Genomic DNA, 18,748 nt, shown 5'->3' with positions numbered 1-18,748 from the left:
CGATGACGACGACTCCCGCCGCAGCCCACGGCACGACCGCGAACGCCGGAGCGACCGCGAACCCCGGCGCGACCGGCCCCGCCCCGAGCAGCCGGCCCACCGCCGACACCCATGTCGTGACCAACCAGCCGCCGCCGCTCGTCGGACACGACGTCGCGGACGACGCCGTACTGCTCGAGGGCCTGCGGCGCGAGGGCGCCGGCTGGTACACCGAGGACCTGCACCGCATCGGCAGGCTCGCCGGCTCCGAACAGGTCCAGCGCTGGGCCGAGGAGGCCAACCGCTGCGAACCCGTGCTGCGCACCCACGACCGGTACGGGAACCGGATCGACGAGGTGGACTTCCACCCGTCCTACCACTCGCTCATGGACGTCGCGATCAGTGAGGGACTCGGCGGCGCCCCCTGGGCGGACGACCGGCCCGGCGCCCACGTCGCCCGGGCGGCGGGATTCATGGTGTGGTCCTCCGCGGAGCAGGGCCACGGCTGCCCCGTGTCCATGACCTACGCCGTGGTGCCAGCCCTGCGGCACGCGCCGCAACTCGCCGCCGTGTACGAGCCGTTGCTGACCAGCCGGGTGTACGACCCCGGGATGCGCGCGCCGGCCGGCAAGCGCGGACTGCTCGCCGGTATGGGCATGACGGAGAAGCAGGGCGGCACCGACGTCCGCGCCAACACCACCACCGCCACCGAGCAGCCCGACGGCACCTGGCGGCTGCGCGGCCACAAGTGGTTCACCAGCGCGCCCATGAACGACCTCTTCCTGGTGCTGGCGCAGGCCCCCGGCGGTCTGTCGTGCTTCCTGGTGCCGCGGGTGCTCCCCGACGGCAGCCGCAACACCTTCCGCATCCAGCGGCTCAAGGACAAGCTGGGGAACCGGAGCAACGCCAGCAGCGAGCCCGAGTTCGACGACACCGTCGGCATGCTGGTGGGCGCGGAGGGGCAGGGCGTGCGGACGATCATCGACATGGTGACGATGACGCGGCTGGACTGCATCCTCGGCTCGGCGTCCGGCATCCGTACCGCTCTGGCGCAGGCGGCCCACCATGTCCACCACCGTCGCGTGTTCGGCGCCAAGCTGATCGACCAGCCGCTGATGCGCAATGTCGTCGCCGATCTGAGCATCGAGTCCGAGGCGGCGACCACGCTCGCGCTCCGGGTCGCCGGAGCGGTCGACCGCGCGCAGCGCGGCGACACCCAGGAGAAGGCCTTCCTGCGACTGGCGACGGCGGTCGGCAAGTATTGGGTCTGCAAGCGGCAGCCTGCCGCCGTCGCCGAGGCCCTGGAGTGCCTCGGCGGAAACGGCTACGACGAGGCGTCCGGCATGCCGAGGCTCTACCGGGAGGCACCGCTGAACGGCATCTGGGAGGGATCCGGCAACGTCAACGCGCTGGACGTGCTGCGCGCGCTGAGCCGTGAGCCCGGCTCCCTGGAGGCGTACAGCGCCGAGATCGAGGCCGCTGCCGGCGCGGACGCCCGACTGGACGCGGCGTGGCGGGAGTTGCGCGGGGCGCTGGTGCTCACCGAGGACGCCGCTCTGGGCGCCCGCCGCCTGGTCGAGCGCATGGCCCTCGTCCTGCAGGGCTCCCTGCTCGTCCGGCACGCACCGGCCGCCGTGGCCGACGCCTTCTGCGCGTCCCGCCTCGCCGGCGACCGTGGCCTCGCCTTCGGCACGCTCCCCACGGGCCTCGACCTCGCCGCGGCGATCGAACGGGTGCCGGCGGCGGTCTGAGCGGGTGCCCTGACGCCGCGGTCCGCCGAGGGGTCCACCTCGAGGACCAGCGGCCGCCTACCGCGGACGCAGTACCTTCGCGGCGACTGCGGCATCGGCGGCAGCGCGAAGTGTCTGCGTCCGCCGGACGACCGGTGGCAGGTCCGGCGGACATGATCGGCTGGCATCGAGCCGTAGCAGCAGAAGGAGCACCTCATGTCAGTTCGGTCCGTGCTTGCCGCACCGGTGGTCGCGCACATCTCCGTCCCGGCAGCCGCCGATGCCTACACCATGAGCTCCGGGCGCCTCTGGGCCGTCGTGGCCGCGCTGCTGGGGCTGCTCGGCGTGGCCGCCGGCGGGCTCGCGCTGGCCCGCCCCGCCGGCCGCTTCGGCACCCGCACCGGCACCGGGCGGAGCAGGGCCGTCGTGGCACTGGGGGCGGGCCTGATCAGCACGGCCCTCGGCGCAGTGGTCGTGGCCACCGCCGAGGGTGGTCTCGGCACCGGCAACGGGCTGGGCGGCGCCGTCGTGGCGCTGGTGGTGGGACTGATCGGCATCGTCCTCGGCGGGCTGGCCCTGTCCCGCCTCCGCCGCACCGGCTGACCGGGGCCGGCCCGCCGCCGGTCACCACCGCACGGGCAGCCTGCGCACGCCTCTGATCAGCAGCCCCGGCATCCACGGCAGATCCGCCTCGTCCCCGTCCTGAGCCAGGTCCGGGCAGCGTTCCAGCAGTGTGCGGAACGCGATCCTGCCCTCGAGCCGCGCGAGCGGCGCGCCCAGGCAGTAGTGCAGACCGTGACCGAAGGCGATGTGGCCGCGGGCGTCCCGGCGGATGTCGAACCGGTCGGGGTCCTTGAAGCGCGCGGGATCGCGGTCGGCGTCCGCCATGGTGATCAGGACGGTGGAGCCGGCGGGAATGGTCACCCCTCCGATCTCGACATCCTCCAGCGCGAGGCGGTCCGTACAGGTCTCCACCGGACCGTCGTAACGGAGCATCTCCTCGATCGCTCCGTCGAGCAGCCCGAAGTCGGCCCGCAACGCGGCCAGTTGATCGGGGTGCGAGAACAGCGCCCGCATGCCGTTGCCGATCAGATTGACCGTCGTCTCGTGCCCGGCGATGAGCAGCAGGACGGACATGCCGATGAGCTCCTCGGGCGACAGCCGGTCCCCGTCGGCGTCCGCCGCGTGGATCAACGCGCTGAGCAGGTCATCGCCGGGACGCGCCCGCTTGGCGGCGATCAACTCGGCCAGATAGGCGGGCATCTCCTCGTAGGCCCGCGCCTCCGCCTCCGGGCTGGTGCGCGCCACCATCTCGTTGGACCAGCGCCGGAAGGCGTCCCGGTCGAGCTCAGGCACACCCAGCAGGTCGCAGATGACGGTCATCGGCAACGGGAAGGCGAAGGCCGCGATCAGATCCGCCCGCCGCGACGGTTCCGCCAGCATGGCGTCGAGCAACTCGTCCGTGATCTGCTGGATGCGCGGCGCCAGAGCGTCGATGCGCCTCGGGGTGAAGCCCTTCGTCACCAGCCGCCGCAGGCGGGTGTGGTCCGGCGGGTCCGACATCAGCATGTGGGCGAGGGCAGGCTGGTCCTGGCCGGTGTTGATGATCTGGCTGACGTCCCCGGACTTGATCCAGTCCCGGCTCAGCCGCGGATCCGTGAAGGCGGCGCGAGCGGTGTCATGACCGAGGACGAGCCAGATCTCCTCGCCGTCGGGGTCGAGCACCCGGTGCACGGGCGCCTTGGCCCGCAGCCGGGCGTAGACCGGATAAGGATCGCGGACGAAGTCCGGGCCGAAGTCCCGCAGATCGACGATGGGCGTGGCCGCCATGTATTCCCCCCAGTTCACGAGTCGAATCGCACGCTAACGCGAACGAAGGGCGGACGGACATCGGGTTTCGGTCAATGAATCCGCCCCTGCCTGCGCGCGCCACCGATGAGTTCCGGTCGCGGCGGCCGTCGACAGTGTCGGATCAGCTGCAGAGCCGGCACCTTGAAAGGAACACTCCCATGCGCAAGTTCAAGCTTCAGGTCCAGACCACCGCCGACGGCTACATGGCCGGCCCGAACGGCGAGATGGACTGGATGACCTGCCCGTGGACCGACGACATCAACGCCTACCTGGACGCGCTCACCGAACCGGTCGACTGCATCGTCCTCGGCCGCAAGCTGGCCGAAGGCTTCATCCCCACGTGGGCGGCCGGCCCGGAGGGCGAGGACCAGGCGTCCATCGACAAGATGAACAACACGCCCAAGGTCGTCATCTCCAACACCCTCACCGAGTCGCCCTGGGACAACGCCGTCGTCGCCGGAGGTGACCTCGCCGGGATCATCGGCAAGCTCAAGGGCCAGCCCGGCGGGGACATCATCGCCTACGGCGGTGGCACACTCGTGTCGAGCCTCATCGCCGAGGGACTGCTCGACGAGCTCCACCTGCTCGTCAACCCGACAGCGATCGGCGCCGGAATGCCGGTGTTCCCCGCCCTCGGCAGGAACCAGCCGCTGCGCCTTGTCGCGGCCCGGCAGTTCGACTGCGGTATCACCGCGATGCACTTCGAACCGAAGGGCGCCTGAAGAGCACCGGCTCCGGCCGCTCAGGGCCGTCGACCGCAGAAGCCAAGGAGGAGTCAGGTGCTCACGCTGGGCCGGATAGCCGAGGACCCCACGGTCCTGACGCACCGTCTCATCACAGCCACCGGTCCCGAGATCGTCCTGCGCCCCCTCGCTCACGGCGACGCGGAACCGCTGTCCGGGTTCCTCCAGGGCCTGTCCCGCGAGTCGCGGCGGTTCAGCACGTTCGCCGGTCACGACCTCGCGGCCGCATGGGAGTTGTGCGATGCGATCGCCCGCTACGACAAGCTCAGGCTGGTCCTCGAGGAAACACCGTCCGGCCGTGTCGTCGGCCTCCTCGAGCTCAGTCTCGGTCTCACCCCCGGGGACATCGCGCGCTACCGGGCCGCCGGCATCGGTCTCGTCGAGGGCGCCGACTGCCGCTTCGGCCCCACCCTGGCGGACGACTACCAGGGAAGGGGCGTGGGGACGCTGCTCCTCCCGCTCGTCACGGACGCCGTCCGACGGCTCGGCAGGTCGAGGATCATCCTGTGGGGCGGCGTCCGCCGACCACGCCCGGGCCGTCCGCTTCTACCAGAAGAGCGGCTTCCGTCAGGTCGGATCCTTCGTCGGACCGGACGGCGCCCGGTCACTCGACATGCTGCTGGACCTGGGGGAGGAACCCTCGCGGGCAGCGGGCGGGCCGTAGTGGGATGCCGGCCGGTGTCACGCTGCGGCATGGCGGGAAGGTACCGCAGCAGGTTCAGGTGGACGCCGTCCGGCACGGTCTTCATGCCGGGCGTGCGGCGGAACTCGAGATACGGGCCGACGCCCTTGGCAGAGCGCCACACCGCGTGCAACGACATCATGAACCGCGCGGGAGAGGACCGGGCCCGACTGCCGCCCCTTCACGGCGCGTTCCCGTCCCCCGACCGGGATCTCAGCGGGGCGGCAGGCTGGAGCGGCGTACGACGAGCTCCGGTTCCAGCACCACACGGCGGTGTTCGTGGTCGCCGCCGTCGGCCGTCTCCATCTCCTCCAGCAGGAGTTGGGCGGCGAGCGTGCCCATGGTGCGGGCCGGCTGGCGCACCGAGGTGAGGGGCACGGCCGCGGCCGCGGCGAACTCGATGTCGTCGTAGCCGACGATCGCGAGGTCCTCCGGGACGCGTACGCCCGCCGCGAAGACCGCCTGGAGCACGCCGAGAGCGAGCAGGTCGTTGGCGCAGAAGACGGCGGTGGGCCGGTCCGTCATGCCGAGGAGGCGGGCTCCGGCGTCGCGGCCGGCGGCGACGTCGAGGCGGTCGGTGGGCAGCTCCCGCATCACCCCCGGCGGCAGGCCGGCCTCGTCAAGGGCCTGCAGGGCACCGGTGCGGCGGTCGCGGATCTGGCTGAGGCCGGGCGGCCCGCTGACGTACGCGAGGGAGCGGTGACCGGACTCGACGAGGTGGCGGACGGCGAGAGCGCCGCCGGTCACGTCGTCGACGGACACGGAGCATTCGGCGTTGCCCTCGGCGACCCGGTCGACGAGCACGAAGGGGATCTTGTGACGGCGGAAGGTCCTGATGGTGCCGCCGGTGGCGTCGGCGGGGGTGACGAGCACCCCGCGGACCCGCTGCTCGGCGAACAGCGCCAGGTACTCGGCCTCGTCCGCCGGGCTCTGGGCGCTGTCGCAGATCATGACGCCGAGCCCCGAGCCGCGGGCGGCCTGCTGCGCGCCGCGTGCGATGTCCGCGAAGAACGGATTGCCCATGTCGAGGACGAGCAGCCCCATCATGCGGCTGTGGCCGGCCCGCAGTTGGCGGGCGGATTCGCTGCGGACGTAGCCGAGGCGGCTGATCTCGGCCTCCACCCGGGCCCGGGTGGGGGGCGAGACCGTGGCCGGGCGGTTGATCACGTTGGAGACCGTGCCCACGGACACGCCGGCGGCGCGGGCGATGTCCTTGATACCCACCGAGCGGGCCATCGGGTCAAGACCTCCAGGGTGAGAAGAGCAAAGGCGGGCCTCAGGTTACCCACGGCCGGCCGCGGGCCCGCCGGTGCCTTCGGCGGCGCGGAACCGCGGCGGCGTGTGTGGCCGAGCGGTGCCCTGCCGGAGCCGCACGCCGTACCGGAACGATGCCGTGCCGGCACGCCGCCGGGACCGGGGCCGGCGGGTCGCTTCAGGCGAGGTGGAACACCTCCGTGAGAGGTTTCATGGCCTCGTCGGGCCGCTGTCCGTCCAGGGCCTCGAAGCAGTCGGCCATCTCGGCCTGCCAGCGGGCGTTGACGTCGGTCGCCTCCATCGCGGCCCTGGCCGCGTCGAAGTCGTCCGTCTCCAGGTAGCCGACGAGCAGTCCGTCCTCCCTCAGGAAGAGCGAGTAGTTGCGCCAGCCGCCGGCGGAGAGGGCGTCGAGCATCTCGGGCCACACGGCCGCGTGGCGCTCCCGGTATTCGGTGAGCCGGTCCTTGCGGACCTTGAGCAGGAAACAGACGCGCTGCATGGGGACCGTCCCGAGGGTCGGAGGTTGTACCGGTCGGCGTTGTTCTCGTCGGTGAACTCGACGGCGCACGGGAGCACCCCGCCGTCGTGAAAGGTTTCACTGAAGATGATCGGGAGGTTAAGCACCGCAGCGATTTCACGTCAATGGCCAGCGGCCGGAAAGTCGGCCTGCCGCTGAATGCCAATGCCTGAGTGGGAGTCCGGTCGGGCGGGGGTTGACGTCCCCGGGCACGCACACTTAGCGTCCTCTTGAATCGTTTCACCGATACCGTCCCCGCAAGCGCCGCACCGGGTCCATGGGCACCGCGCCCGGGCCCCGATGCCGTAGGAGCCCACGTGACCGACCGCGCCGCTGTCAAAGCAGCCCTGCAGGCCCAGACCGTAGAGACGCCGTCATGGGCGTACGGGAACTCAGGCACCCGCTTCAAGGTGTTCGCCCAGCCGGGCGTCCCGCGCACCCCGTACGAGAAGCTGGACGACGCCGCCCAGGTGCACGCCCGCACGGGCGTCGCGCCGACCGTCGCCCTGCACATCCCCTGGGACCGGGTCGACGACTACGCGGCGCTGGCGAAGTACGCCGGGGAGCGGGGCCTGCGGCCGGGCACGATCAACTCGAACGTCTTCCAGGACGACGACTACAAGCTCGGCAGCGTCTGCCACCCCGACCGCGCGGTGCGGCGCAAGGCCCTGGACCACCTGCTGGAATGCGTCGACATCATGGACGCCACCGGCTCCCGCGACCTGAAACTGTGGTTCTCCGACGGCACCAACTACCCCGGCCAGGACGACATCCGGGCCCGCCAGGACCGGCTCGCCGAAGCGCTCGGCACCGTGTACGAGCGGCTCGGCGAGACGCAGCGGATGCTGCTGGAGTACAAGCTCTTCGAGCCGGCCTTCTACACCACCGACGTGCCGGACTGGGGCACCGCCTACGCCCACTGCCTGAAGCTCGGCCCCAAGGCGCAGGTCGTCGTGGACACCGGCCACCACGCACCCGGCACCAACATCGAGTTCATCGTGGCGCTGCTGCTGCGCGAGGGGAAGCTCGGCGGATTCGACTTCAACTCCCGCTTCTACGCCGACGACGACCTCATGGCCGGCGCCGCCGACCCGTTCCAGCTGTTCCGGATCATGTACGAGGTCGTCCGGGGCGGCGGGCTGACGCCCGAGGTGGCGTTCATGCTCGACCAATGCCACAACATCGAGCAGAAGATCCCCGCCGTCATCCGCTCGGTGATGAACGTCCAGGAGGCCACCGCGAAGGCCCTCCTCGTCGACGCCGGCGCCCTGTCCGCCGCCCAGCGCGCCGGCGACGTGCTCGCCGCGAACGCCGTGCTGATGGACGCCTACAACACCGACGTCCGGCCGCTGCTCGCCGAACTGCGCGAGGAGACGGGTCTCGACCCCGACCCGGTCGCCGCCTACCACCGCTCGGGCTGGCAGCAGCGGATCACCGAGGAGCGGGTCGGCGGACAGCAGGCGGGCTGGGGCGCCTGAACGCAACCGTCCGGCAGGTCATCCCCGTACGCACACACCTCGAAGGACACATCCATGGCCTCCTCGCCACACCCCGCGGCCGAAGCTCTTCTCGGCCGCTCCCACCGGCTCGGCTCCGACCCGCGCAACACCAACTACGCGGGCGGCAACACCTCCGCCAAAGGCGTCGCCACGGACCCGGTGACCGGCGGAGACACGGAACTGATGTGGGTCAAGGGCTCCGGCGGAGACCTCGGCACACTCACCGCGTCCGGCCTCGCCGTACTACGGCTGGACCGGCTGCGGGCCCTCGCCGCCGAGTACCCGGGTGTGGAGCGCGAGGACGAGATGGTCGCGGCGTTCGACTACTGCCTCCACGGCAGGGGAGGGGCCGCCCCGTCCATCGACACCGCGATGCACGGACTCGTCGACGCCGCCCATGTCGACCATCTGCACCCGGACTCCGGCATCGCGCTGGCATGCGCGGCGGACGGGGAGAAACTGACCGCCGAGTGTTTCGGCGACAGCGTGGTCTGGGTGCCGTGGCGGCGGCCCGGTTTTCAGCTCGGCCTGGACATCGCCGCCGTGAAGGAGGCCAACCCGCAGGCCGTCGGCTGCGTCCTCGGCGGCCACGGCATCACCGCCTGGGGCGACACATCCGAGGAGTGCGAGCGCAATTCGCTGCACATCATCCGCACCGCGGAGGCGTTCCTCGCCGAACACGGCCGCCCCGACCCCTTCGGGCCGGTACTCGACGGGTACGAGCCGCTGCCGGAGCCCCAGCGGCGCGCCCGGGCAGCGGCCCTGGCCCCGCATGTACGCGCCCTGGCGTCGGCCGACCGGCCGCAGGTGGGGCACTTCGACGACAGCGAGATCGTGCTCGACTTCGTCTCCCGGGCAGAACACGGCCGGCTCGCGGCCCTCGGCACGTCCTGCCCGGACCACTTCCTGCGCACCAAGGTGCGCCCGCTGGTACTGGACCTGCCCGCGACCGCTTCCCTGGACGACACCGTCGCGCGTCTGAAGGAACTGCACACCGCCTACCGCGCGGAGTACCGGGCCTACTACGAGCGTCACGCCCTGCCCGACTCGCCGCAGATGCGCGGCGCGGACCCGGCGATCGTGCTGATCCCCGGCGTCGGCATGTTCTCGTTCGGCAAGGACAAGCAGACCGCCCGCGTGGCCGGCGAGTTCTACGTCAACGCCATCAACGTGATGCGCGGCGCCGAGGCCGTCTCCCGCTACGCGCCCATCGACGAGTCGGAGAAGTTCCGTATCGAGTACTGGGAGCTGGAGGAGGCCAAGCTGCGGCGGATGCCGAAGCCCCGACCGCTCGCCACCCGCATCGCGCTCGTCACGGGAGCCGGCTCCGGCATCGGCAGGGCCATCGCCCGACGGCTCGTCGCCGAAGGCGCCTGCGTCGTCGTCGCCGACCTGAACGCCGGCAACGCGGCCGCCGTCGCCGAGGAGCTGGGCGGCCCCGACCGGGTCGTCGCCGTCACCGTCGACGTCACCGAAGAGGCGCAGATCACCGCTGCGTTCCAGGAAGCGCTGCTCGCCTTCGGCGGCGTGGACCTGGTCGTCAACAACGCCGGGATCTCCATCTCCAAGCCGCTGCTCGAGACCACGGCGCGGGACTGGGACCTCCAGCACGACATCATGGCCCGCGGCTCCTTCCTAGTCTCCCGCGAGGCGGCCCGCGTGATGACCGCACAGCAACTGGGCGGCGACATCGTCTACATCGCTTCCAAGAACGCCGTGTTCGCCGGGCCCGACAACATCGCCTACTCCGCGACCAAGGCCGACCAGGCCCACCAGGTACGGCTGCTCGCCGCCGAACTCGGCGAGCACGGCATCCGCGTCAACGGCGTCAACCCCGACGGAGTGGTGCGCGGTTCCGGCATCTTCGCCGACGGGTGGGGCGCCCAGCGGGCGGCCACCTACGGCATCGAGGAGGACGAGCTCGGCGAGTTCTACGCCCGGCGCACCATCCTCAAGCGCGAGGTGCTGCCCGAGCACGTGGCGGCCGCGGTCTTCGTCCTCACCGGTGGCGACCTGACCCACACCACCGGACTGCACATCCCCGTCGACGCCGGCGTCGCCGCCGCCTTCCTGCGATGAGCCGCCGCCCTTCCGCGACGGACCGCCGCCCTTCCGCGACGAGCGGACCGGCGAAGGCCTTCGCGGCGGTCGACCTCGGCGCGTCCAGCGGACGCGTCATGGTCGGCCGCCTCGGCCGCGGAACCCTCGAACTCACCGAAGCGCACCGCTTCCCCAACCGGCCCGTCCGCGCCGGCGCCACCCTCCACTGGGACGTCCTCGCCCTCTACGCCGGCGTCCTGGACGGTCTGCGCGCGGCCGGAGAAGCCGCCGGCGGGCGTCTGGAGTCGGTCGGCATCGACAGCTGGGCCGTCGACCACGGCCTGCTCGACGCGGACGGACGACTGCTCGGCAACCCGGTGCACTACCGCGACGCCCGTACCGAAGGCGTCCCGGAGAAGGTGTGGGCCGACCTGCCGGCCGACCGGCTGTACGCGGCGACCGGCATCCAGCACGCGCCGTTCAACACGCTGTACCAGCTGGTGGCGGCCCGGGGCACGGCGCAGCTCGCCGCGGCCCGCCGCCTGCTGCTGATCCCCGACCTGATCGCCTACTGGCTGACCGGGGAGCAGGGCACGGAGCTCACCAACGCCTCCACGACCCAACTGCTCGACCCGCGTACCGGCGACTGGGCCCGCCCGGTCGCCGAGAGCACCGGCATCGACGTCGCGCTGTTCCCGCCACTGCGACGGCCTGGCGATCCGGCCGGCACGCTGCTGCCGCACGTCCTCGACGAGACCCGGCTGACCGGCCCCGTGCCCGTCACCACCGTCGCCTCCCACGACACGGCGTCGGCGGTCGCCGCCGTCCCGGCGGCCGCCGGGACACGGTTCGCCTACATCTGCACCGGTACGTGGTCGCTGGCCGGCCTCGAACTCGACTCGCCTGTGCTGACGGAGGCCGGCCGCCGGGCCGCCTTCACCAACGAGCTGGGCATCGACGGCACCGTCCGCTACCTGCGCAACATCATGGGCCTGTGGCTGCTCCAGGAGTGCCTGCGGGAGTGGGGCGACCCGGACCTGACGCCGCTGCTCGACGCCGCCGCCGCGATCCCCGGCCCGGCGTCCGTGGTGGACGCCTGCGACCCGGCGTTCCTCGCACCCGGCCGGATGCCGCAGCGCATCGCGGAGGCCTGCCGTGCCTCGGGACAGCCGGCGCCGCGCACGCCCGCCGAGACCACCCGCTGCATCCTCGACTCCCTCGCGCTGGCACACCGCCGGGCGGTAGAGGACGCCCAGCGGCTCGCCGGCCACCCGGTCGACGTCGTCCATGTCGTCGGCGGCGGAGCGCGCAACGCACTGCTGTGCCGGCTGACCGCGGACGCCTGCGGGCTGCCGGTGGTGGCCGGACCCGCCGAAGCGGCGGCGCTCGGCAACATCCTCGTCCAGGCCCGCGCCCACGGCCTGATCGGCGACCGCGACGAGATGCGGAGTCTGCTCGCCCGCACCCAGCACTTGACCCGCTACGAACCGTCGGGCGACCGTGCCGCATGGGACGCCGCCGCCGAACGGGCCGTCCGGAGATGATGGTCCGGCCGACGGCGCCGCCGACGACCGTCGCGCCGGGGCGGCCGGGCAGCGCACGCCCGCCCCGTACCCCGCCTGCCGACGAAGGAGCCGCATTGCGTGTCGCCCTGTTCATCACCTGTGTCAACGACACGCTGTACCCGGACACCGGCCGGGCCGTGGTGAGGCTCCTGACCCGGCTGGGTGTCGACGTCGACCACCCGCTCGGCCAGACCTGCTGCGGCCAGGCGCACTACAACACCGGCTACCGGCACCAGGCGGAGCCGCTGGCCCGGCACTTCGCCGACGTCTTCGGCGCCTACGACGCGATCGTCACACCGTCGGGGTCCTGCGCGGCGATGGTGCGCGAGCTGTATCCGCGGATGGGCGAGCGGGCCCGTGCGGAGGGCCGCGGCGACACGCTGGCCCGCACCCTCGCGCCGGTGGTGCCGAAGACGTACGAACTCACCGAATTCCTGGTGGACGTCCTCGGCGTCACGGACGTCGGCGCCCACTACCCGCACACGGTCACCTACCACCCGACGTGCCACGGACTGCGCGGACTGGGCCTCGGCGACCGCCCTCGGCGTCTCCTGGAAGCGGTCGGCGGCCTCGAGCTGGCCGAACTGCCCGGGGCGGAGGAGTGCTGCGGCTTCGGCGGCACGTTCGCGGTGAAGAACGCCGACGTGTCGGCCGCGATGGGCACCGACAAGGTCAGGAACGCGGCCTCGACCGGCGCCTCGGTGCTGTGCGCGGCGGACAACTCGTGCCTCATGCACCTCTCGGGGACGATGGCCCGGCTGCGGGTCGGCATGCGCCCGGTCCACATCGCCGAGATCCTGGCGAGCAGACGAGAGGAGCCTTCGGCATGAGCGGCACGTTCGTCGGGATGCCCGCATTCCCCGAAGCGGCGCACGACGCCGTACACAACCCCACCCTGCGCGCCAACCTGCGGCACGCCACGACCACGATCCGCCGCAAACGGGCCGAGGCCGTCGCCGAGTTGTCCGACTGGGCCGCCCTGCGCGAGGCCGGCAAACAGATCAAGGACCACACGCTCCGTCACCTCGACCGGTATCTCGAGCAGTTGGAGAACGCCGTCACCGCCGCCGGCGGCACCGTCCACTGGGCCGCCGACGCGGACGAGGCCAACCGCATCGTCACCGGCCTGGTGAAGGCCACCGGCGAGAACGAGGTCGTCAAGGTCAAGTCGATGGCCACCCAGGAGATCGGCCTCAACGAGGCACTCGAGGCGGCGGGCATCCGCGCCTACGAGACCGACCTCGCCGAACTGATCGTGCAGCTCGGCGACGACAGGCCCTCCCACATCCTGGTCCCCGCGATCCACCGCAACCGTGGCGAGATCCGCGACATCTTCCGCTCCGAGATGACCCGATGGGGCCGCCCCGCCCCCGACGATCTCACCGACACACCCGCCGAGCTGGCGGAGGCCGCACGGCTGCATCTGCGCGAGAAGTTCCTCCGCGCGAAGGTCGGCATCTCCGGCGCCAACTTCATGGTCGCGGAGACAGGAACCCTCGTCGTCGTCGAGTCCGAGGGAAACGGACGCATGTGCCTGACGCTGCCGGAGACACTGATCTCCGTCGTCGGGATCGAGAAGACCGTCCCCACCTGGCGCGACCTGGAGGTCTTCCTCCAGACGCTGCCGCGCTCCTCGACCGCGGAGCGCATGAACCCGTACACCAGCATGTGGACCGGCACCACCGACGGCGACGGACCACGCGCCTTCCAGCTCGTCCTCCTCGACAACGGACGCACCGACACCCTCGCCGACGCCGTCGGCCGCCAGACGCTGCGCTGCATCCGCTGCTCCGCGTGCCTCAACGTCTGCCCCGTGTACGAACGCGTCGGCGGGCACGCCTACGGCTCGGTCTACCCCGGCCCGATCGGCGCGATCCTCAGCCCCCAACTGCGCGGCACGGGCAGCGACATCGACGCGTCACTGCCCTACGCGTCCACACTGTGCGGCGCCTGCTACGAGGTGTGCCCGGTCGCCATCGACATCCCCGAAGTGCTCGTACACCTGCGGGAACGCGTCGCCCAGGGCGGACCGGTGACCCGGGCGGGCACCAAGGTCGTCCTCAAGCCGGCCCGGGGCCACGCCGCCGAGCGTGCGGCCATGCGCGCCGCGCGATGGGCCCTCACCCACCCCGGCGCGGTGCGTGCCGGCCAGCGCCTGGCCGCCCGCACCCGGCGGTTCCACCCGAAAAGGCTCCCCGGCCCCGGCAAGGCGTGGACCGCGACCCGCGAACTGCCGACGGTGCCACCGGAGTCGTTCGGAGCCTGGTGGAAACGCACGGACGGCGGAACGCGCGACGGAAAGGGCGGAAGCCGGTGAGCAGCAGAGACCTGATCCTCGGCAGGGTGCGGCACGCCCTGGCGGACCTGGCGGAGGACCCGGCACCGTACGAACAGGCCGTCGAACGCACCTACCTGCGCGAGCACGGCGAACGCACCGTCGAGCAGACTGTCGCTCTGCTCGCCGAGAACCTGGCGGACTACCGGGCCGTCGTCCACCGGTGCACCGGCCCGGAGGTGGCCGGCACCGTGGCGCGGCTGCTGTCCGCCCGGGGCGCGCGGACCGTCCTCGTGCCGGCCGGCCTGCCGCCGGACTGGTCGGCCGACGTCACGGCGGACCGCGTCCCGGACAACGTGTCGAGCACTGCGTACGACCTGGACCGGGCCGACAGCGTGATCACCGGCTGCGCGGTCGCCGTCGCGGAGACCGGCACGATCGTCCTGGACGGCGGACCGGGCCAGGGCCGCCGCCGCATCACCCTCGTGCCCGACCACCACATCTGCGTCGTCCGCGTCCCCGCCCAGGTCGTCTCCTCCGTCCCGAAGGCGCTGGAACGCCTCGACCCGGCACGCCCCCTGACCTGGATCTCCGGCCCGTCGGCCACCAGCGACATCGAACTGGACCGGGTCGAGGGCGTCCACGGCCCCCGCACCCTGGAGGTCCTGCTCGTGGACGAGCAGCCGGCGCCTACGGGGGAGAGCTGACAGGCCATGCCGCCGAGGGGAGCGCCTCCGCCAGATGGGCCCAGGAGCTGGCGGACGGCGCCGCCGGGGGATACCGCTGAGGCATGGCTGGGATCGAACTGCACACAGCAGCATTCAACGACCACGCACTCGTCCCGAGACGTCACGCACGGGACGGCGACAACATCTCCCCACCGCTGACCTGGTCCGGCGTGCCCGACGGCACGGCAGAGCTGCTCCTGCTCTGCGAGGACCCCGACGCACCCTCCGGCACCTTCGTCCACTGGCTCGTCACCGGCATCGACGCCGCCGACGGCTCCGTGGAAGCCGGCGAGACACCCCCTGGCGGCACGCCACGGACCAACGGCTTCGGGGACGCAGGCTGGGGCGGACCGCACCCACCCGTGGGCGACGAGGCACACCGGTACTTCTTCCGCCTCTACGCCCTGCCCGAGCCCGTGACGCTCCCCGACAAGGCCACCGCCGACGACGTCCACCGCGCCGTGGACAAGACACAACTGGCCAGCGGCACGATCGTCGGCCTCTACCAGCGCTGACCGGAACGGCGCCGCACGAAGCAGGACCGGCCCCCGTCGACGGGGAGCGCTCCTGCTTCGTGCGGCGCCGTTCCGCGACGGCCGACGGCGTGGTGGTGCTCCCGCGGTACACGGCCGGGCCACGCCGTGGGAACGGCGAGGCCCGGGCACACCGGCCGGCCGAGGTGCCCGAACCGGCTCAGGTGCCGAGGCGCGAACGCAGCAGTTCCTTGCCGAGCTCGGCCCCCTTGCGGCTGTCGGCCTGCGCCTTGCGGAACAACTCCACGATCTCGGTGTCGTTGTCGCGTTCCGCGTCCTTGATGTAGGTCTCCATCCGCAGCGCGTTGTTCAGGCACGCCTCGACGTACCAGATCAGGTTGTAGTGCTTGTCCTTCGTGCCGGTGATCTCGCCGGTTTCGCTGGTGCTCATGGGTGTCGGTTCCTTTCCTTGTGCGATTCATGTGGCGCATGTGATTCATGCGGTTCGTGCGGTCGGTCGGGGAAAACGGGAGCGGTGGGACCGCGGGCCGGTCTCAGTGGTGACGGCCGGTGATCAGGTCACGGGCCCGGTCCACCAGGCCGGCCCCGGGAGCGAGGATCTTGTTCGCGGGAGGCGTGTCCGGCGCGGCGGGATGCGGGCGGGTCGGCGCCGTCTTCTTCGCCCGGCGGATCTTCTCGCCCAGGTCGGCCAGCGTTTCGGGGGTGCAGGCCCCTGCCAGGAGCGGGAAGAGCCGGTTCTCCTCGTCCCGCACATGCGCGGCGACCTCGAGCTTCAGCTTCGCGACCAGATGGTTGAAATCGACGTGGTCGGGTTCGAGGCCCTCGAGTTCCTTCAGCATCCGCTCGACGCCGGCATGGTCCTCGATCTCCTTGTCGGCGATGCGGTCACCCCCGTCGACGTGGCGGCGCACGGCCGGATACAGGTACTCCTCCTCGGCAACGGCGTGCCGCACCAGTTCCACCGTCAGCTCGTCCACGAGCTCCCGGCGGCGCGAGTCCGCGACCGGCTGCATCTCGATCCGGGCGAACAGCGCGTCCACCTCTCGGTGGTCCGCCGTGAGTTCCTCGATGACGTTCCCGCCGTGTCCCATGCCGGTCCCTTCTTGATCCTCGGCCGAAACCGAGCAGATCGGTTCACCGTGGCAGCGCGAGTACCCATAGTCCTGGCCGACACGCACGCGATCGGTGAAGCAGGGCAATTCGGGCGACACCGGTGTCCGAGCGGCCGCGCCGCTCGCTCCCCGTCCGGCCGCCTGGGCCCGGTGCCGGTGCCGGCGTCCGGCTCCGGGCCCCGGGCCCGCTCAGAGCGCGGAGCGCTCCACGGGGATCCACAGCTCCGCGTCCGCCTGCGTCCCGTCCGCCGACAGGCTCACCCGCAGGATCTCGGGCCCTGGCCTGCTCCGGTACGGGTTCGACGGGAACCACTGCGTGAACACGTCCCGCCACAGGAACTGCAGAGCCTGCGGGAAGGAGCCCGAGCTCTCGAACACTGCCCACGTCCCCGCCGGAACGGCGAGGACATCCGTGCCCTCCGGCGCCTCGGCACCGGTCACCACGCCGTGGTAGTAGTCGAGTTCCGTCCCCTCCGCCCGGCTCGGGTCGAGGTCGTCGCTCACCGCGACGATCCCCTTCGGCTCCTGGTCGGACAACTCCGCGAGCCGCCGGACCGTCTCCTTGTCGATGCCCCGGATGAACTCGGCGATGGCCGGGTTCACCCCCTCATGGACAAGAGGCACGCGGGCCTTCATACCGACCACACGGAACTCCTCCCTGTCCACAACCCTGTATCGCATACTGCCGCTCCCTTCGACGGTGAGACGGAAGGACAACCGCTGCTGGGACCGCAGAGCCGCACCGGTCCGCCGGGCCTCACCCGGACCGACGCCGTGCACGGCACGGAACGCCCGCGCGAACGCCTCCCCGGAGCCATAGCCGTAGCGCACCGCGATCTCCAGGAGCGTCCGCCTGCCGGCGAGCACCTCGGCCCCCGCGACGGTCAGCCGCCTGCGCCGGACGTACTCCGACAGTGGCATCCCCGCGAGCGCGGAGAACAACCGGCGGAAGTGGTACTCCGATGTCATCGCGACGCGCGCCAGGTCGGCCACGTCGATCTGCTGATCGAGACGGTCCTCGATGTGCTCCATGGCCTGGTTCAGCCGCTCCAGCACCCCGGCCTCCCTCCCTTGACGACACTCACGCTAGGAGGGCTCCATCCTGTCGGACCCGACATCCTGTGCCCGGTCCGGTCCGGTCGGGTACGGCGAGCCAGGGGACCTGGCTGGCCCTCTGGCACCTCGGCGTTGACAGTCGCCATCCAGGTTGGCCCTCCTTCGGAGAGCGGTCCCAGAGCGTCTCAGAGGTCGAAAAGGGGCTGGCCCCATGGACGAGGAAGACCTCGCACGCCTGCTGGACAAGCTCGACCTGCGGCAGAAAGCGCGTCTGCTCACGGGTGCCACCACCTGGCGCACGGCTGCCGAACCCGCCGTCGCGCTGGGAGCGATGACGATGTCCGACGGACCTGCCGGTGTGCGCGGGGAAGCCTGGGACGAGCGCGAGACGTCGGCCTTGCTGCCGTCCGCCACGGGGATGCCTGGACCTGGCGGCCCCCGGGGTGACGCTCTGGTCGACGCGCCGGCCGAAGCGATCCCCGATGGCCGAGCTGTGGCCCGGCGGGGCGCCGCGGTCCGCCGGTCGCCGAGCCGCACCTGTGTAGGCACCTTGCGCGGCGCGACGATGCAGACCGCAGCCGCGCACATGAAGCCGGAGCAGATGAGGTCAGGGGCAGGGCCCCGGCTGTCGGTGGTCGTTGGGATACTCGGTGGACACGGCACCCAGGAGGACCCAGCCCCCATGACCGACAAGCAGCAGGGGCCGACCCCCGCCGAGCTTCGCGAGCTGATGAGTGAAGTACACGCTGTGCAGCGACGGGTCCAAGACACCTACCTGCGGCTGTGGTCCGCTCCGGAGACGCGGGATGTCGCCTACCAGTTGGAGGACGCGGCCGGAGACATCCGCCGGGCCTGGGAGGCGCTGGAGAGGATTGCAGGCAGCTCGGCCCGCGTCCATGTCGTTCCCGGAACCGAGAGCCTGTGCGGAGTGCCCTGGGGTGTCTGCCCGGACCACGGGAACACCCTCCGCAGTAGTGGCGACAACTCCTGGTGCACGGCGGCGGACTGCTTGCGGAAGTGGGGTCATGACAAGCTCGGCACCACCTGCGGTGAGCCTGTGGCCCACAAGGTCACGGACGCGGGTGGAAAGTCGTTCCTGGCCTGCCGGGCACACGCGATGGACGCGGAGAAACGGCTCTAGGCGGATCCCAGGGATCATGACCCGCTCCGGGGCGCCATTCCTCGAGGGTGCGCGGCGCCGTGCAGGCCATGCGCGTGAACGA

Annotated in this window: 16 protein-coding genes and 2 pseudogenes; 11 read left to right on the top strand and 7 right to left on the bottom strand. The window is 71.7% G+C overall.

Translation table 11 applies throughout. The features are described 5' to 3' along the window. Positions 1 to 2: 2 nt before the first annotated feature. Positions 3 to 1,730: an acyl-CoA dehydrogenase family protein gene (locus ACIPJI_RS20310; protein ID WP_402247792.1), complete on the top strand. Its 1,728-nt coding sequence runs from the start codon at positions 3 to 5 to the stop codon at positions 1,728 to 1,730. Between the two features lie 195 nt (positions 1,731 to 1,925). Next, on the top strand, positions 1,926 to 2,312 hold the full coding sequence (locus ACIPJI_RS20305; RefSeq protein ID WP_402247790.1) for a DUF6223 family protein: 387 nt from the start codon (positions 1,926 to 1,928) through the stop codon (positions 2,310 to 2,312). 21 nt (positions 2,313 to 2,333) lie between these two features. Here ACIPJI_RS20305 and ACIPJI_RS20300 read toward each other — a convergent pair whose 3' ends face one another. Further along, positions 2,334 to 3,539 carry a cytochrome P450 gene (locus ACIPJI_RS20300; RefSeq protein WP_402248224.1) on the bottom strand — a complete coding sequence of 402 codons (1,206 nt, stop codon included), beginning with the start codon at positions 3,537 to 3,539 and terminating at the stop codon, positions 2,334 to 2,336. Between the two features lie 179 nt (positions 3,540 to 3,718). Between ACIPJI_RS20300 and ACIPJI_RS20295 the strand changes: the two genes are divergently transcribed. Beyond that, positions 3,719 to 4,282: a dihydrofolate reductase family protein gene (locus tag ACIPJI_RS20295; RefSeq protein WP_402247788.1), complete on the top strand. Its 564-nt coding sequence runs from the start codon at positions 3,719 to 3,721 to the stop codon at positions 4,280 to 4,282. A 725-nt stretch (positions 4,283 to 5,007) separates the two neighbouring features. Here the strand turns inward: ACIPJI_RS20295 and ACIPJI_RS20290 are convergent. The 3 genes and pseudogenes from ACIPJI_RS20290 to ACIPJI_RS20280 all read right to left on the bottom strand — a co-directional run. Beyond that, positions 5,008 to 5,115: pseudogene (locus ACIPJI_RS20290) on the bottom strand (VOC family protein); the annotation flags it as partial. A gap of 83 nt (positions 5,116 to 5,198) precedes the next feature. Then, the gene (locus ACIPJI_RS20285; protein WP_402247787.1) at positions 5,199 to 6,221 is read right to left on the bottom strand and encodes a LacI family DNA-binding transcriptional regulator; all 1,023 of its coding nucleotides are present in this window, start codon (positions 6,219 to 6,221) and stop codon (positions 5,199 to 5,201) included. A gap of 196 nt (positions 6,222 to 6,417) precedes the next feature. Further along, positions 6,418 to 6,738, bottom strand: a complete 321-nt coding sequence (locus ACIPJI_RS20280) for an L-rhamnose mutarotase (protein WP_356622551.1) — start codon at positions 6,736 to 6,738, stop codon at positions 6,418 to 6,420. 335 nt (positions 6,739 to 7,073) lie between these two features. On the opposite strand from ACIPJI_RS20280, the gene rhaI reads away from it, so the two are divergent. The 7 genes from rhaI to ACIPJI_RS20245 all read left to right on the top strand — a co-directional run bounded on the left by rhaI (position 7,074) and on the right by ACIPJI_RS20245 (position 15,378). Beyond that, complete coding sequence (rhaI, locus tag ACIPJI_RS20275; RefSeq protein ID WP_402247785.1) at positions 7,074 to 8,234, top strand: L-rhamnose isomerase; 1,161 nt, start codon at positions 7,074 to 7,076, stop codon at positions 8,232 to 8,234. 54 nt (positions 8,235 to 8,288) lie between these two features. Beyond that, entirely contained in the window at positions 8,289 to 10,334 is a 2,046-nt protein-coding gene (locus ACIPJI_RS20270; protein WP_402247784.1) for a bifunctional aldolase/short-chain dehydrogenase, read from the top strand. Beyond that, complete coding sequence (locus ACIPJI_RS20265; RefSeq protein ID WP_402247782.1) at positions 10,331 to 11,839, top strand: rhamnulokinase family protein; 1,509 nt, start codon at positions 10,331 to 10,333, stop codon at positions 11,837 to 11,839. Before ACIPJI_RS20270 ends, ACIPJI_RS20265 begins: the two co-directional genes overlap by 4 nt. 95 nt (positions 11,840 to 11,934) lie before the next feature. Further along, a complete protein-coding gene (locus ACIPJI_RS20260; RefSeq protein WP_402247781.1) occupies positions 11,935 to 12,690 on the top strand; it encodes a (Fe-S)-binding protein in 756 nt (251 codons plus the stop codon). Beyond that, positions 12,687 to 14,177 carry a lactate utilization protein B gene (locus ACIPJI_RS20255; RefSeq protein WP_402247779.1) on the top strand — a complete coding sequence of 497 codons (1,491 nt, stop codon included), beginning with the start codon at positions 12,687 to 12,689 and terminating at the stop codon, positions 14,175 to 14,177. The genes ACIPJI_RS20260 and ACIPJI_RS20255 overlap by 4 nt, the downstream gene beginning before the upstream one ends. Further along, positions 14,174 to 14,842: a lactate utilization protein C gene (locus ACIPJI_RS20250; RefSeq protein WP_402247777.1), complete on the top strand. Its 669-nt coding sequence runs from the start codon at positions 14,174 to 14,176 to the stop codon at positions 14,840 to 14,842. Before ACIPJI_RS20255 ends, ACIPJI_RS20250 begins: the two co-directional genes overlap by 4 nt. A gap of 83 nt (positions 14,843 to 14,925) precedes the next feature. Beyond that, entirely contained in the window at positions 14,926 to 15,378 is a 453-nt protein-coding gene (locus ACIPJI_RS20245) for a YbhB/YbcL family Raf kinase inhibitor-like protein (RefSeq protein WP_402247775.1), read from the top strand. A gap of 178 nt (positions 15,379 to 15,556) precedes the next feature. Here ACIPJI_RS20245 and ACIPJI_RS20240 read toward each other — a convergent pair whose 3' ends face one another. The 3 genes from ACIPJI_RS20240 to ACIPJI_RS20230 form a co-directional block, all read right to left on the bottom strand. Beyond that, positions 15,557 to 15,787 carry a hypothetical protein gene (locus ACIPJI_RS20240; protein ID WP_159683673.1) on the bottom strand — a complete coding sequence of 77 codons (231 nt, stop codon included), beginning with the start codon at positions 15,785 to 15,787 and terminating at the stop codon, positions 15,557 to 15,559. Between the two features lie 103 nt (positions 15,788 to 15,890). Next, entirely contained in the window at positions 15,891 to 16,448 is a 558-nt protein-coding gene (locus tag ACIPJI_RS20235; protein WP_402247773.1) for a hemerythrin domain-containing protein, read from the bottom strand. A gap of 210 nt (positions 16,449 to 16,658) precedes the next feature. Beyond that, the gene (locus tag ACIPJI_RS20230; protein ID WP_356622542.1) at positions 16,659 to 17,525 is read right to left on the bottom strand and encodes an AraC family transcriptional regulator; all 867 of its coding nucleotides are present in this window, start codon (positions 17,523 to 17,525) and stop codon (positions 16,659 to 16,661) included. Between the two features lie 211 nt (positions 17,526 to 17,736). Here ACIPJI_RS20230 and ACIPJI_RS20225 point away from each other — a divergent pair. After that, positions 17,737 to 17,941, top strand: a pseudogene (locus tag ACIPJI_RS20225) (hypothetical protein); the annotation flags it as partial. Between the last annotated feature and the right edge of the window lie 807 nt (positions 17,942 to 18,748).

The organism is Streptomyces sp. NPDC086835 (assembly GCF_044745705.1).
Classification (GTDB): domain Bacteria; phylum Actinomycetota; class Actinomycetes; order Streptomycetales; family Streptomycetaceae; genus Streptomyces.
Note: the sequence above shows the minus strand (reverse complement) of the source record. Positions and strands in the feature narration are given on the sequence as shown.

Excerpts from the sequence above, each read along its gene's own strand:
- ACIPJI_RS20310 (WP_402247792.1), top strand. The coding sequence starts at position 3 with ATGACGACGACTCCCGCCGCAGCCCACGGCACGACCGCGAACGCCGGA.
- ACIPJI_RS20305 (WP_402247790.1), top strand. The coding sequence starts at position 1,926 with ATGTCAGTTCGGTCCGTGCTTGCCGCACCGGTGGTCGCGCACATCTCC.
- ACIPJI_RS20300 (WP_402248224.1), bottom strand. The coding sequence starts at position 3,539 with ATGGCGGCCACGCCCATCGTCGATCTGCGGGACTTCGGCCCGGACTTC.
- ACIPJI_RS20295 (WP_402247788.1), top strand. The coding sequence starts at position 3,719 with ATGCGCAAGTTCAAGCTTCAGGTCCAGACCACCGCCGACGGCTACATG.
- ACIPJI_RS20285 (WP_402247787.1), bottom strand. The coding sequence starts at position 6,221 with ATGGCCCGCTCGGTGGGTATCAAGGACATCGCCCGCGCCGCCGGCGTG.
- ACIPJI_RS20280 (WP_356622551.1), bottom strand. The coding sequence starts at position 6,738 with ATGCAGCGCGTCTGTTTCCTGCTCAAGGTCCGCAAGGACCGGCTCACC.
- ACIPJI_RS20270 (WP_402247784.1), top strand. The coding sequence starts at position 8,289 with ATGGCCTCCTCGCCACACCCCGCGGCCGAAGCTCTTCTCGGCCGCTCC.
- ACIPJI_RS20265 (WP_402247782.1), top strand. The coding sequence starts at position 10,331 with ATGAGCCGCCGCCCTTCCGCGACGGACCGCCGCCCTTCCGCGACGAGC.
- ACIPJI_RS20255 (WP_402247779.1), top strand. The coding sequence starts at position 12,687 with ATGAGCGGCACGTTCGTCGGGATGCCCGCATTCCCCGAAGCGGCGCAC.
- ACIPJI_RS20245 (WP_402247775.1), top strand. The coding sequence starts at position 14,926 with ATGGCTGGGATCGAACTGCACACAGCAGCATTCAACGACCACGCACTC.
- ACIPJI_RS20240 (WP_159683673.1), bottom strand. The coding sequence starts at position 15,787 with ATGAGCACCAGCGAAACCGGCGAGATCACCGGCACGAAGGACAAGCAC.
- ACIPJI_RS20235 (WP_402247773.1), bottom strand. The coding sequence starts at position 16,448 with ATGGGACACGGCGGGAACGTCATCGAGGAACTCACGGCGGACCACCGA.